This window comes from Cereibacter ovatus, from assembly GCF_900207575.1.
GTDB lineage: Bacteria > Pseudomonadota > Alphaproteobacteria > Rhodobacterales > Rhodobacteraceae > Cereibacter_A > Cereibacter_A ovatus.
This window is the reverse complement of sequence record NZ_OAOQ01000010.1, coordinates 14,468-30,334: the sequence shown is the minus strand read 5'-3', so window position 1 is coordinate 30,334 and position 15,867 is coordinate 14,468. Positions and strand designations below refer to the sequence as shown.

Below are 15,867 nucleotides of genomic sequence, written 5' to 3'. Positions count from 1 at the left end.
CGGGCGGGTTCAGCCCGCCTCGCGCAGCGGGAAGGTCAGGACCGCAGGCTCGGGCAGCGGGAAGGCAAGCCGGTATTCGGTGCCCGCGTCGGTCCGGCGATCCAGCCGGGCATCCATCTGGCGGGCCAGCGCGTCGACGATGTTCAGCCCCGACCGGCGGTCGGTGACAGTGGGCGTGCCGATCCCGTCATCTGCCACGATCAGCAGCGCCCCCCGGTCGCCATCCCGAACCAGACCCAGACGGATGGTGCCCGCGCGGTCGTCGGGAAAGGCATATTTGACCGCATTGGTCAGCAGTTCCGACAGGATCAGCGCCAGCGGCACCGCAGTATCGGACCCCGCGACGATCCCGGCCTGAAGAGTGCGGTCCACCGTGATCCCGCGTTCGGGCGGCACAAGCGCGGGGCTTTGCGACAGCCGCGCGATCAGTTGCCCCAGATCGACGCGCTGATCGTCGCCCGATCCCAGCAGCAGCCCGTGAACTTCGGCGATCGCCTCAAGCCGGGCCTTCAGATCGGCCACATCCACCGTTCCCGTGCGCCGCAATTGCAGATTTATCAGGCTGGAAATCGTGGCGAGGTTGTTCTTCACCCGGTGGTTCAGCTCTTGCATCAGCTGGGCGCGCTGTTCGGCCAGACGCTCGGTCGCGGCAAGCTGTTCGCGCATCGCCTGCGCCAGAAGGTTGGCGCGGATGCTGCGCTGAACGCGGCCGGCCAGCGTGAAGCTGAACAGGCCCAGCGTGCCAAGAAACAGCCAGCCCGGCAGCGCCCGCATCAGCCAGCTGGCCCGGATGGTCGCGACCGGGATGCCGTGATTCACATAAAGCGGCAGCCCGTCGACACGGACATAGGAATAAAGCCGTTCGATATTGTCGGTGACGGCAACGGTGCGGAAACCGCCGGAATCGCTTTGGGTGATCTCTTGCACCGCGCGGGTGTCGGCCCCCAGCATGACCGGACCCGTCAGGTCGCGGCGCAACAGCAACATTCCGTCCGCCCGCAGAATCGAGGCGGCCTCGTTCTCGTCGCGCGCGATGCCTGCAAGGAAGCGGTGGATCACCCGCAGATCAAGCGCGGACAGGAACAGCCCGTTGAAATCGCCCACCCCGACAGGGGCCGCGATCAGGATCAGGTCGCGATGCGGGGCGGCGGTGGTCAGCCGATCGGTCATCAACGGCCAGCCGCCGTCGATGGCCTGAACATAATCGGCCACGGGCGGATGCAGATCGGGCGGGAAATCGCGGCTGGCGGCGATCAGCCGGCCGTCGCGGGCATAGATCGCCACCCCGCGCGAGCCGTCCTGCGCCGATTGCACATCGGTCAGAAAGTCGGAGAACCGCTGCCCGGTCGGGCTGTCCGGCCCCTGCCCCGCGCCATGGCGCACCGCAGCCTGCCCCAGGATGATCTGGGTCTGAACCAGACGCTCCATGTAAAGCGCCATAAGACGGGCCTTGCCCAGCCCTTCTTCGCGGTGAACGCGCAACTGGTCCTTCCACGACCAGCCGGACCACAGAACCATGCCGGTCAACGCCAGCGCAAGGCTGCCATATCTGAGGATCAGGAACTGCCTGCTGTTCATGCTGCGGCGCATCTCCGACGGGCGGGGAAAGACTTTCGGTGCGGCGCGACAGGCCTGCCCCGCCTGCGGCGCCGGTCAGGGCGCGTCAGTGGCGTAAAGCATCAGCGCATCCAGCGGCACCACCTCCAGCGTGCGGCGGTGGGTTGCCGCCAGCCGGACCTGTGGCGCGGCACCTTCCTGATGCGCCTGAAGGAACCGGCCCGCGCACAGACACCAGTGGTCGCCGGGCTTCAGGCCGGCAAAGCCGAACTCGGGCCGGGGCGTCGACAGGTCGTTGCCCAGATATTTCGACATCGCCAGAAACTCGGCCGTCATCAGCGCGCAGACGGTATGCTGGCCGCGATCCTCGGGGCCGGTGTCGCAACAGCCGTTGCGGTAAAACCCGGTCAGCGGCAGCCGGGAACAGGGCTCCAGCGGGCCGCCCAGCACATTCACACTCGGTTCCTTCATTGCGGTCTCCTTCGGGATCGGTGCAGTCTGCCCGATGGGACGCCTGCTGCGAAGGCGAAATCGCGCAACCCGCGCCGCGGCGGAGATTGCACTTTCGCCGCGATGCGGGAAAAACAGGACCAGGCCGCAGCCCGGGAGCTTGCCGATGTTCGACCTTGCCGTGCTTTGGGAATGGGTGATGATCGCCGCCCGCTGGACCCATGTCATCACCGCGATCGCCTGGATCGGCTCATCCTTCTATTTCATCGCGCTGGATCTGGGGCTGCGCAAGACGCCGTCTTTGCCGCCCCTGGCCCATGGCGAGGAATGGCAGGTTCATGGCGGCGGGTTCTATCATATCAACAAGTATCTGGTGGCCCCCGATTTCCTGCCCGAGCATCTGACCTGGTTCAAATGGGAAGCCTATGCCACCTGGCTGACCGGATTTGCGCTGATGGTGCTGCTTTACTACTTCGGCGCGGACTTGTTCCTGATCGACCCCACGGTGATGGAACTGACGGTCGGGCAGGCGGTGACGCTGTCGGCGGGTTCGCTTGCGTTTGGCTGGCTGGCCTATGATGCGCTGTGCCGCTCGGCCATCGGGCGGCATCAGACGCTGCTGATGCTGGTGCTGTTCGGGCTGTTGCTGGCGATGGCCTGGGGCTATGCGCAGGTGTTTTCGGGGCGGGCCGCGCTGCTGCATCTGGGCGCCTTCACCGCCACGATCATGAGCGCGAACGTCTTTCTGACCATCATGCCGAACCAGCGGATCGTGGTGGCCGACCTGAAGGCCGGCCGCCGCCCCGACCCGAAATACGGCGAGATCGCCAAGCAACGCAGCCTGCACAACAATTACCTGACGCTGCCGGTGATCTTCCTGATGCTGTCGAACCATTATCCGCTGGTGTTCGCAACGGAATGGAACTGGCTGATCGCCAGCCTTGTGTTCCTGATGGGGGTGACGATCCGGCACTGGTTCAACAGCCGTCACGCCCGCAAAGGCAAACCCTGGTGGACATGGGCCGCGACGGCGGCGATCTTTCTTGCCATCGTCTGGCTGTCGTCGGTCCCGATGCGGGCCGACGAAGCCGCGGCCCTGCCCCCCGGCGCGGCACGCTTCGCCGCCGCCCCGGGCTTTGATGAGGTGGCGGACATCGTGATGGGCCGCTGTTCGATGTGCCATGCGGCCGAACCGGGCTGGGACGGCCTGCACTGGCCGCCAAGGAACGTGCGGCTGGAAACCCCGGACCAGATCGCGCAAGAGGCGCGGCGGATCTATCTGCAAGCCGGTCTGACCCACGCCATGCCGCCAGGCAATCTGAGCTGGGTGGAACCCGAGGAACGCGCCGCCATCGTGCGCTGGTATCGCGCCGGCGCGGGCTGATCGCCGGGACGAGACACCCGGGAAGGCGGCCGAAGGCGGGCGCTGCCCGCCGTCAGAACCCGCCCCCTCGCCGGTCGCGCGCACAGCCCGTCATGGACAGCGCCCTGCCCGGCTCAAGGTGCGACGCAGTCGGCAATGCCATCGGCCAGCGACCGCAACACCGCCTCGTAAAGCGCCGGTCCGGGGTCAAGCAGGCTGCCCTCGGGGTCGAGGGCCGCGCCCACCTTCGCCCCGGTCTCGTCCGCGATCTGGGCGACCAGTTTCGGATCGTGCTGCGCCTCGGGGAAGATGCAGCGCGAAGAGCCGGCCATCTGCGCCCGCAGTTCCGACAGATGCGCCGCACCCGGCGCCGCCGCATCGCCGGCGGAAATGCTGCCCGCCACCGTCAGACCGTAATGCCCTGCGAAATAGCCATAAGCATCGTGAAAGACATAAAACGGCCGACCCTGCGCCGGGGCCAGTTGCACGGCAATCTCGGCATCCAGCCGCTGCAAGCGGGCCTGCGCGGTTTCGGCATTGGCGGCATAGGTGGCGCCATTGGCGGGATCAAGCCGCGTCAACTCGGCCGCGATGGCACCCAGCCACAGCCCCGCATTGGCCGGATCAAGCCACAGATGCGGATCAAACCCGTCGTGACCATGGCCGTCATGCTCGTCGTCATGGCCATGATCGTGCGCCTTGTCCGCGCCGAACTGTTGCCGGTGGGTGCCGGGCACGTCCGCCAGCCGCAAATCCCCGCGATGTCCGCCAAGCGCACGGTCCAGCCAGGGCGTCATTTCCGGCCCCACCCAGACCACCAGATCGGCAGCGCCAAGATCGCGCACCTGGCTTGGGCGCAACTGGAACGAATGGGCGTCGGCGCCCCGGTCCAGAAGCAGAACCGGCTGACCCAGATCGCCCATCACCTGCGCCACAAGCGACTGAACCGGCGGCAGATCGGCCACCACGCGCGGCACTTCGGCCAACGCAGGACCGGCCAGCAGACTGGCGAAAGCAAGTGATATGGTATAACGCATCGAAGCACCTTTCCATCGGAACGGTATCGGGATATATTGTTATAACATATCATGTCAACTGGCCAGACCATGCGCGATGATCCCCCCGGCGCCACGCCGTTCCAGCCGCACGACCATTCCCGATGCACCAGCACGACGCTGGCCCATGCCGAACGGGCGGTGGCCGAAACCGGCGCCCGCCTTACCCCGGTGCGGCGGCGGACGCTGGAAATCCTGCTGGAGGCACACCGCGCACTTGGCGCCTACGAGGTGCTGGACCGGCTGGCGCAGGACGGCTTCGGCAACAAGCCGCCCGTCGCCTATCGCGCACTGGACTTTCTGGTGGATCAAGGGCTTGCCCACCGGATCAGCCGCCTGAACGCCTTCACCGCCTGCATGCATCCGGGCGTGGCCCATGCCCCCGCCTTCCTGATCTGCCGCGGCTGCAACCGCGTGGCCGAAGCCCCGGCAGATCCGGTCCGCACAGCCCTTGAAACCGCGGCCACCGCCCTTGGCTTCACGGTCGAACGCAGCACGGTCGAGGCGCTCGGCCTCTGCCCCGCCTGCCACGAGGCCCCATGACCCTGATCTCTGCCAGCCACCTCGTCATCCGCCGCGGCGCGGACGATATCCTGACCGACATCAGCCTGTCGATCTCGGCAGGCGAGATCGTGACCATCGTCGGCCCGAACGGCTCTGGCAAAAGCACACTGTTGCGGGCGCTGCTCGGCATCCTGCCCCCCACCTCGGGCAGCGTCAGCCGCAAGGCCGGGCTGCGCATCGGCTATGTTCCGCAAAAACTTCAGATCGACCGGACGCTGCCGCTGACGGCGCGCCGCTTCCTGTCGCTGCCCACACGCCAGACCGCAGCCGCCACCACGGCCGCCCTGATCCGCGTGGGCGTGCCCGAAGTGGCCGACCGCCAGATGACCGACCTCTCGGGCGGCCAGCTTCAACGCGTCCTGCTGGCACGCGCCCTGCTCAGCACCCCCGAAATCCTGATGCTGGACGAGCCGACACAGGGCCTCGACCAACCGGGAGAAGCCGCCTTCTACCGCCTGATCGAGGAAGTCCGCCGCACCACCGGCGCCGCAATCCTGATGGTCAGCCACGACCTGCATGTGGTCATGGCGGCCTCGGACCGGGTGATCTGCCTCAACCGGCACATCTGCTGTGAAGGCGCGCCGCGGGTGGTGTCGAATGCACCGGAATACCGCGCCCTCTTCGGCCTCGGCACTCAGGGCGCCTTGGCACTCTACCGCCACGAACACGATCACGACCATACCCACGACTGCGGCCATGCCCATACCGCCGGCCAGCCGCACCAGCACGGCCAGACCCATGTTTGACGATTTCCTGATCCGCGCGGCACTGGCCGGCATCGGCGTCTCGCTTGCCGCAGGGCCCCTCGGCGCCTTCGTCGTCTGGCGCCGCATGGCCTATTTCGGCGATGCCACCTCGCACGCGGCCATCCTCGGCGTGGCGCTTGCCCTGGCCACCGACCTGCCGGTGGGCCTTGGCACCCTCGCTGTGGCCCTCGCGATGGCCATCACTGTGGCAGCACTCGCCGGCCGCGGCTGGGCGATGGATACCACGCTCGGCGTTCTCGCCCATTCCGCCCTCGCCTTCGGCCTCGTCGCGGTCAGCTTCCTGCCCACCGTCCGCACCGACCTGTCCGCCTGGCTGTTCGGAGACATCCTCGCCGTCTCCCTCCCCGACCTCGCCTTCATCTGGTCCGGCGCCCTCCTTGTCGTGGCCCTCCTGATCTGGCGCTGGCAAGCCCTGCTCACCACAACGATCAACGAGGATCTCGCCGCCGCCTCCGGCCTCAATCCCGCGCGCGAACGACTGGTCCTGACCCTCGCCCTCGCCCTCACCGTCGCCGTGGCGCTGAAGGTGGTGGGCGCCCTCCTCATCGCCTCGCTGCTCATCATCCCGGCGGCGGCCGCCCGCGGCCTTGCGCGCAACCCCGAATCCATGGCGATCCTCGCCGCCACGATCGGCGCGGCCGCCAGCCTCGTCGGCCTCGGCCTCTCGCTCGGCCTCGACACTCCGGCCGGCCCCTCGATCGTCACCGCGGCCGCCCTGACCTTCGCCGCCTCGGCCATCCTGCGCCGCCCCTGACCCCCGACTTTCATTCTGGCCCAAATATCCCGGGGTCCGGGGCAGCGCCCCGGCCTTCCTTTCCCCCACGCCCACACCTTCTGATCGCCATGTCGTTTTCGGACGCCAAAGGTCGGGCGCACCTGTTCGGACGCCCCGCGATGCGTCATTGATGCGGCAGACCCTGCCTGTGACGGAGTGCCCGGATGAAAACCCATGTGAAAGCCCTTGTCGTCGGCGGCGGCGCCGTCGGAAACGGCATTGCCTACCATCTCGCGAAAGCTGGCTGGGATACGATGCTGGTCGAACGCGACGAACTCACCGCAGGCTCGACCTGGCACGCGGCCGGTCTCTTGCCGCTGTTCAACATGAGCTACGCCACCACCCATATCCACAAGTATTCGGTCGATTTCTACAAGGGCCTGGAAGCCGAAACCGGCCTGAACCCCGGCTTCTATGTCGTGGGCAACCTGCGCATGGCCCAGACCGATGCGCGGATGGATGAATACATGCTGTATTCGTCGGTGGCCGAGACCGCAGGCGTCTATCACGAATTCCTGACGCCCGCGCAGATCAAGGATCGCTGGCCGCTGCTGCGCACCGATGACCTGAAAGGCGCACTGTTTCATCCGCAGGACGGCTACATCAACCCCGCCGACGTGACGCAGGCCATGGCCAAGGGCGCCCGCCAGCTGGGCTGCACCATCGAGCGCAAGATCCAGGTCAACGGCTATCGCTGGACCGGCAGCGAATGGATCGTCTCTTGCGTGCGCATGGTCGAGCAGGGCGGCAACCTGATCCCCTCGGACGAGACCTTCGAGATCCACGCCGAACATGTCGTCACCGCCACCGGCAACCACGCGCAGCGCACCGCGCGGCTTCTGGGCATCAAGATCCCCGCCATCCCGGTCGAGCATCAGTATATCGTGACCGAACCCGACCCGGCGCTGGTCGAATGGCGCAAGACCAATCCCCAGCATCCCGTCCTGCGCGACGCCGACGCGAAATGGTATGTCCGCGAGGAACGCGGCGGCTGGATTCTGGGCCCCTATGAACGCAATGCCCCGGCACGGTTCCTGTATGATGTGCCGCAAAGCTTCCGCGCCGACCTGTTCCCGCTGGATCTGGAACGGATCGAGGCGGAATACATGTCGATGATCCACCGCCTTCCGTCTTCGGAAACCGTGGGCCTGAAAGACGACTACAACGGCCCGATCTGCTACACGCCAGACGGCAATCCGCTGGTCGGCCCTGCCCCGGGCCTGCGCAACATGTGGCTGGCCGAAGGCTTCAGCTTCGGCATCACCGCGGCGGGCGGCACCGGCCATTACCTTGCGCAGATGATGACCGAGGGCGAAGCCGAGATCGACATGGCCTCGCTTGATCCGCGCCGTTACGGCAACTGGATGACGACCGAATACGCCGCGCGCAAGAACGAGGAATGCTACGAACACGTCTTCATCCTGCACCACCCCGACGAGGAGCGCGAAGCCTGCCGGCCCCTGCGCACCGCGCCGGTCTATGACCGCCAGAAGGCGCTTGGCGCACAGTTCGGGCAGGTGAACGGATGGGAGCGGCCGAACTACTACGGCCCGCTGGATGCGCCGTCGCAGTTCGACCACGACAGCCGCAGCTTCCGCCGTGGCGGCTGGTGGCAATATGCCCGCGCCGAGGCCGAGGCACTGCGCGAAACCGCCGGCCTGATCGACGCCACCGCCTTCACCAAGCATCTGGTGCGCGGCCCCGGCGCGACCGCCTTCCTCGACTGGTTCACCTGCAACAAGCTGCCGGCGGTGGGCCGGATCAACCTGACCTATGCGCTGACGCCCACCGGAACGACCCGCACCGAATACACCATCGTGCGGCTGGCCGAACATGAATACTACCTTGTCTCGGCCGGGGCCTGGACGGCCTATGACGCCGACTGGCTGAAGAAATGCGCTGAGGACAAGGCGGCCGACTTCGGCTGGATCGACATCCATGACGTGACGACCCAATGGGGCGTGTTCGCCCTTGCCGGCCCGAACGCGCGGGCGATCCTGAACGAGATCGTCAAGGACGCCGATCCCGCCACGGTGCTGTCGAACAAACGCTTCCCGTGGCTGTCGTATCGCGCCATCGAACTGGGCATGTGCCCGGTGCGTGCGGTGCGCGTGGCCTATACCGGCGAGCTGGGATGGGAATTGCACCACCCCATCGAGATGTCGACCTATCTGTGGGATCTGCTGCTGAAGGCAGGCGAGAAGCACGGGCTGAAACTGGTCGGCGCACGGGCGCAGAACTGGCTGCGGCAGGAAAAAAGCTATCGCGCCTTCGGCAACGAACTGGGCCGCGATGCCACGCCACTGGAAGCCGGGCTCGATCGTTTCGTCGATCTGTCGAAGGACTTTCAGGGCAAGCAGGCGATGCTGGCGACCGGCATCCGGTCGAAATGTGTCACCCTGCTGATCGACGGGCCGGCGGATGCCGACCCCTGGGGCAAAGAGGCGCTGCTGCTGGATGGCGAAAAGGTCGGGCGGCTGACCTCGGGCGGCTGGTCGGTGGCCTTTGGCAAGCAGATCGGCATGGGCTATGTCCGCCCCGATCTGGCCGAGGTCGGCACAAAGCTGAAAGTCAGGATGTTCCGCGACACCTTCGACGCCGTGGTGGCCGAGGATTCGCCCTTCGATCCGACCAACGCCCGCATCCGCAAGGACGGCTGAGACCCCTCGCCCACGGCTGTCGCGGCCGGGGGCTTCCCCCAACGGCCGCGGCCTTGCGCGTCAGGGTGCGGGGCGGTCGTCGTTGTCGGCCGTGATCGGCCATGTCACGCCATGACGGGCCATGTAGGGCGCGAAATAGTCGCGGAACGCCTGAAAACTGTCCGCCAGCCGCAGGAATTCCTCGCGGTTCAGCACCAGAACCTTGGTATCCTCGACCGCGCGCACACTGGTCTTGCGGCGCGTGGCCCCAAGGATCAGCCGCTCGCCGAAATGGCCGCCGGGACCGATGATACGGGTCACCATCTCGCCGGTGTCGGGGTCGGGGCGGGTCATCTCGACCGCGCCGGTCACGACGGTGTAGAACCCGTCGGCGCGGTTTCCGACCTCGTAGATCTCATCCCCGGCACGGAAATGGACATAGCGGATCGAAGGCTGCGGCGCGGCGCGAAGCTGCACCACGCTGCGCGGGCTGATCCCGTCCATGAACCAGTTCATCGCCACAAGGATGCGCGTCGAGATCCCCGGCAAAAAGGCAAGATAGTAGAACCGCCACAGAAGCCAGGCGAAAAATCCCTTGAATTCCAGGCCAAAGACCTGCGCCACCCCCCGACGCGCCCCCAACGAGGCCAGCGCCCCACGCGACTTGTAGTCGAACGGGCGCGCGGGTTCGCCCGCCACCGTGGCCGCGATATTGGCGGCCAGAACCTTCGCCTCGCGCACCGCGAACTGCGCCGTGGGCGGCGCATAGTCGCGCGGGCCTTCGGGCGCGTCCTTCATCGCGATCAGCGCGCAATCCCCCAACGCCCAGACATCCGGCCGCCCCTTCACCGCCATCGTGCGTTCAACCACGATCCGGCCGCGGTCCGACGGCAGCGCCATCCGCCGCACCACAGGCGAAGGCGCATTGCCGATGGTGGCGACGATGGTGCGGGTGTCGATCACCTCGCCGGTCGAGGTCACAAGCTGGGTGCCGGTGGCGCCGGCAACGCCGGTGCGCAGCATCAGCTCGATCCCGCGTTCGCGCAGCGTGCGGGCGGCATAATCGCCCAGCCCCTGGGACATCTCGCCCAGAATACGGTCGGCAAATTCGACCACGATCACCCGGACCTCGGACGGATCGATCCCCGGATAGAACTTCAACGAGCGGTCGATCAGGTCTTTCATCTCGCCCACGGTCTCGATGCCCGAGAAGCCGCCACCCACGACGCAGAAGGTCAGCGCGCCGCGCTTGACCTCGGGGCGCCGGGTGATCTGGGCATGTTCCAGCTGCTCGATCACATGGGCGCGCAGGCGGCGGGCATCCTCCAGCGTGCGCATCTTCAGCGCGTGTTCCTCAAGCCCCGGAATGCGCGACAGATCCGCCGATTGCCCCAGCGCGATCACCAGATGGTCATAGCCGATCTCGGTCGGGCGGCGCTGGATGCCCTGGAACACGGTGACGGTCTTGCGGTCGAAATCGACATGATCCACCACCGCCTTGCGCACCGCCACATCGCGCAGCAAAAACCGCAGCGGCGAAACGGCATGGGCGGGCGTGATCGACCCGGCGCCCACCTCGGGCAGCAGGGGCTGAAACACGAAATAGTTTTCTGCGTTCACCAGTTCGACATGGGCGGCCGCGCCCAGCCGGCGCTTCAGGGCGCGGGCGGCATACATGCCGCCGAATCCGCCGCCCAGCACTACGATCCGTGTCGTCACGCCGATTCTCCTGATTGCTGCGGGCAGCATAGGCGATTGCGGCCCTGTCGCCAGAGGCTTCGGCGGTGGGGCGGCACCGCGCTGCGCAAAGCCGCTTTCCGCGCCGCGCAGGGCTTAGGCCGCGGTGGCCAGCGCCAGCCCGTCGACGACCGCGGTAAAAGCCTCGGCCTTGCACAGCCGGGCGCCGGGGCACAGCGCGCGGGCCTCGGACTCGACCAGCGCCATCAGACTTGATCCGCCGACAAGGATCACCGTTCCCACCGCATCGGGGGAAATGCCGGCCATGCGGCAGGTCTCGGCCATGGCCGCGGCCAGCGCCTCGCGGTGGCGGGCCAGCGCCGCAGCCAACGAGTCCGCCGTGATATCGGCGTAAAGCCCGCGCTCGATCCGACCCATGCGGATCATCGCCCCCGGACGGCCCATGTTGGCTTCGATCTTGCCACGCTCGACCGCAAAGGCCAGATCGTGGCCCAACTCATGTTCCAGCACGACGGCAAGACGGCGCAGCAGCCGCGGATCGTCGGCCCGTTTCAGCATGTCGGCCACCGCCGTCCGGGTCTCGCGGGTGTAAAGGAACGGGATCTTTGCCCATGTCGCCAGATCCACGAACAGATCGTTCGGCATCGGCAACAGACCGGGGCCGAACTCGCGCCGCAGCATCCCGCCATGGCCAAGACAGGGCATGGCATGGGTCAAAGACACCGCCTGATCGAAGTCGGTGCCACCCAGCCGGATGCCATGGCTGACAAGAATCCGCACCCGCCCGCCTTCGGTGCAAAACAGCGAAAAATCCGAGGTGCCGCCGCCGATATCGACGATCAGGCCCACCTCGCCCGACGGACCCAGCCCGTGGCTGGCCTGCGCCGCGGCCTCGGGTTCGAACAGGAAATCCACCGTCTCGAATCCGGCGGCCAGATAGCAGGCGCGCAGGTCGGCCTCGGCCTGCGCATCGCGGGCGGGATCGGCGTGGAAATGCACCGGCCGGCCGGACAGCGCACGACGGAAGGGCTGGCCCGCCACGCCCTCGGCGCGCAGCCTGACTTCGGCCAGAAAGGCGGTGACGACCGCGGCCAGGGTGCGGCGCTGGCCCCCGATCAGGCGCGGCTCGTGAAACAGTGGGGTTCCCAGCACGCTTTTCAGCGCCCGCATGTAGCGGCCTTCCTCGCCCGCGGTCAAAGCCTCGGCCGCGGCGGCCCCGATCCGCATCGGGCCACGGTCGGCGGGAAAGAACACCGCCGTGGGCAGCGTTTCGGCCGCCCGTTCGATCGGCAGCCGGCAGGGTGCCCCGTCGCGCAGCATGGCGGCGGCCGAATTCGAGGTTCCGAAATCGATGGCAAGCGTTGCTGGGGGCATGGCGAAGGGTCCAAGGCGGCCAAAGTCCGCGCCGCTACGCGAAATCACGCCCCGCCGCAAGGGCGACCCGCAAAGCCGCGGCAGGGTTTACAACCCTACACTCCCGACGATGTCGCCGCAAAACAACCCTGGATAGATAAACTGCATTCTCTCTGACTTGTGGGCGGAAATCGCTTCAATCCGTGGAAAAATTGTGGCGATTTATGGGCTGCATGGAGACGAATCCCCGAGGGACCGGGACAACCTATCGGCAGCGCCTTCGGGCGGAATTTTCACGGCTTGTCGGCAAGCAGCGTTTGAATTTCCAACCGAATACGCAACCCAAAGTGGATTCGGCTTTTTCGACGACACAGAGCAGCGACAGTTCGTCGCAATAGGCGGAGTAATTTTACAAATGACTTTCTTCTGGCCGCAGACCAAAACCTACAATTTCACCGCCTTCAGCGCCAATCAGTTGCTGTCTCAGGGAACCCTTGGATCGTCGGTCAGCATCGGCGACTGTTTCAAGATGCCCACCGCCGCCGACACCAGCTTCTGCGTCAAGGATGACGATTCCCGGCTTTCGGGCGACGCCTGCCGCGACGAGAATGCCGACGACTGGTCCGGACAGACCGCATCGATCACCACGCTGGGCCAGCCCGCCGGCAATGGCGGCCAGATCTATGCCGAAAGCTATTTCTGGGTCCAGGATCAATACGGCCGCACATATATGCTGATCGAGATCGAGCAGGAATGTGGCGGCAGCTATTATACCTTCAGCGGATCGTGCGGTCTGCCGCCGGCCGGGTCGCTGCTGAAAATCGTCGGCCAGTGCAACGTCTCTGGCGACTGGATCGATTACTGCTCGCTTGGGGCGGGACAAGAGCAAAAGCTTGGAACCGTCTCGGGCACGGTCTTCAGCGACACCAACTGCGACGGCATCAACGGCATCCAGAAGGTCATCCCCGGTTGCGACTATGTCATCGAAGCCGAGGCGATGTGCAAATCGAACTTCGTGACCGTCTGCTCTGGCGGCGCGTCGGGGGGGAAATTCGTGCGCCTTGCCTGCAACGGCGGCACGGCCGAACTTGCGGCCAATTTCGGCGGCAAAAGCGGCGTCTATGACATCACCATCCGGGTGCAGGACGAAAACGACGGCCGCAGCACGATCAAGCTTCTGATCGATGGCCAGTATGTCACCGCGATCCGGCTGGACCGCGACACCGATGGCGCGGGTTCGGACTGTGGCGGGTTCTCGACCTTCGTGATCCGGGACGTGAAGGTGGATTGCGGCGACCAGATCAAGCTTGCGGTCTGGTCCGATGGCGGCGAATTCGTCCGCATCGACAACATCAAGCTTGAAGGTCAGGACACCACCCTGCGCACGCCCGAGCCGACAATGGCCGGCGTGACGGTGCAGCTTGTGAAGCTGGACGGAACGGTGGTGGCGACAACCGCGACCGACGCCAACGGCGATTACAAGTTCGCCAATGTGGTTCCGGGGCAATACAAGGTCGTGGGCGTCAATCCGGACGGCACCAAGTTCACCATCAAGGACGCCGGCGGCGACGATACGATCGATTCCGACCTCAACTCCAAGGGCGTCTCGGACATCGTGACGGTGGCAGGCGGTGCGACGGCGGATGTGGATTTCGGCCTTTGCACGATCAAATACGGCTCGATCGCCGGGCGCTATTTCCTTGATGGCAACCGCGACGGGGTGGACAACGCCGAACCGGGTCTGGGCGGCAAGACCGTCTCGCTGCTTGATGCCAACGGGGCGTTGATCCGCACCACCACGACCGCGGCCGACGGAAGCTATCTGTTCGCTCAGGTCGAGCCGGGCACCTACAAGGTCGCCTTTGCCGAGCCGACCGATGGTCTGGTGTTCACCGGCCAGAATGTCGGCGCCGACGACGCGGTGGATTCGGACGTGGACCCGCAAACCGGCGTCACCGCCACCATCACCCTTGCCCCCGGCGAGGCCAAAACCGATATCGATGCCGGCGTGAAAGATCCCGCGACCGCGGAAGTCGGCAATCTGGTGTTCCTTGACGCGAACGGCAACGGCCTGCGTGATGAAGGCGAAGTCGGCGTGGATGGCGTCGCGGTCGAATTGCGCGACGACAAGGGCGCCGTGGTCGGCACGACCGTCACCGCGAACGGCGGGCTTTATTCCTTCACCGGCCTGACCGCGGGCAGCTATGCGCTGGCCTTTGCCGCGACCGAGGGGCTTGCCTTCACCACGAAAAGCGCCGCCGCAGCCGACGCGCTGAACGATGACAGCGACGCGGACGCGCTTGGCCTGACCGATACGTTCATCCTGTCCGCAGGTGAGATCGAAACCGACATCGACGCGGGCCTTGTGGTTCTGAACAAGGCGCCGACGCCGCAGAACGACACCGGCCGCGGCTGTGCCGATACCGAGATCGTCGTCAATGTGCTGGGCAATGACAGCGATCCCGAAGGCGACGCGCTGACGGTGACCAAGGTCAACGGCATCGCCATCGGCGCCGAGACCATCGACATCGACGGCGTGAAGGTCACGCTGCGCGACGGAAAGCTGGTGTTTGACGGCGAAACCGCGCAGGCGGCGCTGGACATCGGCCAGAAAGCCACGGTGTCCTACAGCTACACCGTCGCCGATCCTTCGGGGAACGAGGCGATCGCGAATGTCGACATCACCTTCTGCGGCGACGCCAACTCGGTCGAATCGTTCTGTGCGACCCTGCCTTCGGGCGCGGTGACGTATCAGGTCGCCGCGTCGAACGTGCAGGCCCCGGTGGGTCCCGAGGCGTTCACGGTTCAGATCATCTCGTCCGGTCAGGCGCGGTTCGATGGCGACATCTTTGCCAACGCCTACTGCATCAGCATCTACGAGACGATCGAGACCACCGAGACGCTTCCCGGAACCGACGTCATCGGCCGGATGGTGTGCAGCCTCGATCCCGCGGCGGCCACGCTGTTCAACGCCAATCAGGTCAGCATTGCCAACGGCAAGACGGCGGCCGAAAACCTCGACATCGTCAACTGGATCCTGAACCAGGACTTCGAGGCGGCAGGCACCTACACCGGCTGGGAAATCCAGCGCGCGATCTGGGAGTTCACCGACAAGGTCAACACCGACTATCTGTCGACCCGCGATCCGGGCTATGGCAGCAACGCCGCGGTGGACGAACTTGTCGCCCTTGCCAGCCAGCATGACGGCTATGTGCCCGGTCTTGATGGCAAGGTCGGCGTGATCCTTGAACCGACCGACGGCATCAGCAAACAGCCGTTGATTGTCGCGATCAATGTGGAAGACTATGACTGTTTCTGCTTCGTCTGAGCAGAGACGCATCCACCCGCATGTGCGCCCCGGCGCGCATGCGGCAGGCGGACATCCCGCCGGTCACGCCGGGAGATCAGCTTTGCCGGCCCCGACATCCATCTTTAATCCACGACGGAGATAATCATGAAGAAACTGGCTTATTCCGCCCTTGCCCTGCTGGCCGCCGCCCCGGCCTTCGCCAATAACACCAACGCCCTGCCCCCGTCCGAAGTGCCGGAAATCAGCGCGCTGGACGGCGTGGCCGCGCTGGCCGTCGTGTCGGCGCTGGTGCTGCTGGCGTGGGAGCGTCGCCGCCGCGCGGCCTGATCCGCCCGG

At 66.1% G+C, this 15,867-nt stretch carries 12 protein-coding genes; 7 read left to right on the top strand and 5 right to left on the bottom strand.

Annotated features, from left to right (window positions below; translation table 11 throughout):
* Positions 1–9 precede the first annotated feature (9 nt).
* Positions 10–1,578, bottom strand: a complete 1,569-nt coding sequence (locus tag CRO07_RS11365) for a sensor histidine kinase (RefSeq protein WP_176504559.1) — start codon at positions 1,576–1,578, stop codon at positions 10–12.
* Between the two features lie 75 nt (positions 1,579–1,653).
* Positions 1,654–2,028 (bottom strand): DUF2237 family protein, encoded by a 375-nt coding sequence (locus tag CRO07_RS11360; protein ID WP_097030815.1) that lies wholly within the window; start codon positions 2,026–2,028, stop codon positions 1,654–1,656.
* 145 nt (positions 2,029–2,173) lie between these two features.
* Here CRO07_RS11360 and CRO07_RS11355 point away from each other — a divergent pair, with 145 nt between their 5' ends.
* On the top strand, positions 2,174–3,391 hold the full coding sequence (locus CRO07_RS11355) for a urate hydroxylase PuuD (RefSeq protein WP_097030814.1): 1,218 nt from the start codon (positions 2,174–2,176) through the stop codon (positions 3,389–3,391).
* A gap of 113 nt (positions 3,392–3,504) precedes the next feature.
* Here CRO07_RS11355 and CRO07_RS11350 read toward each other — a convergent pair whose 3' ends face one another.
* Complete coding sequence (locus CRO07_RS11350) at positions 3,505–4,407, bottom strand: zinc ABC transporter substrate-binding protein (RefSeq protein WP_097030813.1); 903 nt, start codon at positions 4,405–4,407, stop codon at positions 3,505–3,507.
* Positions 4,408–4,476: 69 nt separating this feature from the next.
* Between CRO07_RS11350 and CRO07_RS11345 the strand changes: the two genes are divergently transcribed.
* The 4 genes from CRO07_RS11345 (at position 4,477) to CRO07_RS11330 (ending at position 9,191) form a co-directional block, all read left to right on the top strand.
* Positions 4,477–4,968 (top strand): Fur family transcriptional regulator, encoded by a 492-nt coding sequence (locus CRO07_RS11345; RefSeq protein WP_097030812.1) that lies wholly within the window; start codon positions 4,477–4,479, stop codon positions 4,966–4,968.
* Positions 4,965–5,735 (top strand): metal ABC transporter ATP-binding protein, encoded by a 771-nt coding sequence (locus tag CRO07_RS11340; RefSeq protein WP_097030811.1) that lies wholly within the window; start codon positions 4,965–4,967, stop codon positions 5,733–5,735. The genes CRO07_RS11345 and CRO07_RS11340 overlap by 4 nt, the downstream gene beginning before the upstream one ends.
* A complete protein-coding gene (locus tag CRO07_RS11335) occupies positions 5,728–6,510 on the top strand; it encodes an iron chelate uptake ABC transporter family permease subunit (RefSeq protein ID WP_097030810.1) in 783 nt (260 codons plus the stop codon). The genes CRO07_RS11340 and CRO07_RS11335 overlap by 8 nt, the downstream gene beginning before the upstream one ends.
* A 185-nt stretch (positions 6,511–6,695) precedes the next feature.
* On the top strand, positions 6,696–9,191 hold the full coding sequence (locus CRO07_RS11330) for a GcvT family protein (protein ID WP_097030809.1): 2,496 nt from the start codon (positions 6,696–6,698) through the stop codon (positions 9,189–9,191).
* 60 nt (positions 9,192–9,251) lie between these two features.
* On the opposite strand, the gene CRO07_RS11325 is transcribed toward CRO07_RS11330, so the two are convergent.
* Complete coding sequence (locus tag CRO07_RS11325; RefSeq protein ID WP_097030808.1) at positions 9,252–10,919, bottom strand: FAD-dependent oxidoreductase; 1,668 nt, start codon at positions 10,917–10,919, stop codon at positions 9,252–9,254.
* An 84-nt stretch (positions 10,920–11,003) separates the two neighbouring features.
* Positions 11,004–12,242, bottom strand: a complete 1,239-nt coding sequence (locus CRO07_RS11320; protein ID WP_097030807.1) for an Hsp70 family protein — start codon at positions 12,240–12,242, stop codon at positions 11,004–11,006.
* A 394-nt stretch (positions 12,243–12,636) separates the two neighbouring features.
* Between CRO07_RS11320 and CRO07_RS11315 the strand changes: the two genes are divergently transcribed.
* Together CRO07_RS11315 and CRO07_RS11310 are read left to right on the top strand one after the other, a co-directional pair.
* Positions 12,637–15,549: an SdrD B-like domain-containing protein gene (locus CRO07_RS11315; RefSeq protein ID WP_097030806.1), complete on the top strand. Its 2,913-nt coding sequence runs from the start codon at positions 12,637–12,639 to the stop codon at positions 15,547–15,549.
* 126 nt (positions 15,550–15,675) lie between these two features.
* Entirely contained in the window at positions 15,676–15,858 is a 183-nt protein-coding gene (locus CRO07_RS11310) for a hypothetical protein (protein WP_097030805.1), read from the top strand.
* Positions 15,859–15,867: the final 9 nt, after the last annotated feature.

Excerpts from the sequence above, each read along its gene's own strand:
- CRO07_RS11365 (WP_176504559.1), bottom strand. The coding sequence starts at position 1,578 with ATGAACAGCAGGCAGTTCCTGATCCTCAGATATGGCAGCCTTGCGCTG.
- CRO07_RS11360 (WP_097030815.1), bottom strand. The coding sequence starts at position 2,028 with ATGAAGGAACCGAGTGTGAATGTGCTGGGCGGCCCGCTGGAGCCCTGT.
- CRO07_RS11355 (WP_097030814.1), top strand. The coding sequence starts at position 2,174 with ATGTTCGACCTTGCCGTGCTTTGGGAATGGGTGATGATCGCCGCCCGC.
- CRO07_RS11350 (WP_097030813.1), bottom strand. The coding sequence starts at position 4,407 with ATGCGTTATACCATATCACTTGCTTTCGCCAGTCTGCTGGCCGGTCCT.
- CRO07_RS11345 (WP_097030812.1), top strand. The coding sequence starts at position 4,477 with ATGCGCGATGATCCCCCCGGCGCCACGCCGTTCCAGCCGCACGACCAT.
- CRO07_RS11340 (WP_097030811.1), top strand. The coding sequence starts at position 4,965 with ATGACCCTGATCTCTGCCAGCCACCTCGTCATCCGCCGCGGCGCGGAC.
- CRO07_RS11335 (WP_097030810.1), top strand. The coding sequence starts at position 5,728 with ATGTTTGACGATTTCCTGATCCGCGCGGCACTGGCCGGCATCGGCGTC.
- CRO07_RS11330 (WP_097030809.1), top strand. The coding sequence starts at position 6,696 with ATGAAAACCCATGTGAAAGCCCTTGTCGTCGGCGGCGGCGCCGTCGGA.
- CRO07_RS11325 (WP_097030808.1), bottom strand. The coding sequence starts at position 10,919 with ATGCTGCCCGCAGCAATCAGGAGAATCGGCGTGACGACACGGATCGTA.
- CRO07_RS11320 (WP_097030807.1), bottom strand. The coding sequence starts at position 12,242 with ATGCCCCCAGCAACGCTTGCCATCGATTTCGGAACCTCGAATTCGGCC.
- CRO07_RS11315 (WP_097030806.1), top strand. The coding sequence starts at position 12,637 with ATGACTTTCTTCTGGCCGCAGACCAAAACCTACAATTTCACCGCCTTC.
- CRO07_RS11310 (WP_097030805.1), top strand. The coding sequence starts at position 15,676 with ATGAAGAAACTGGCTTATTCCGCCCTTGCCCTGCTGGCCGCCGCCCCG.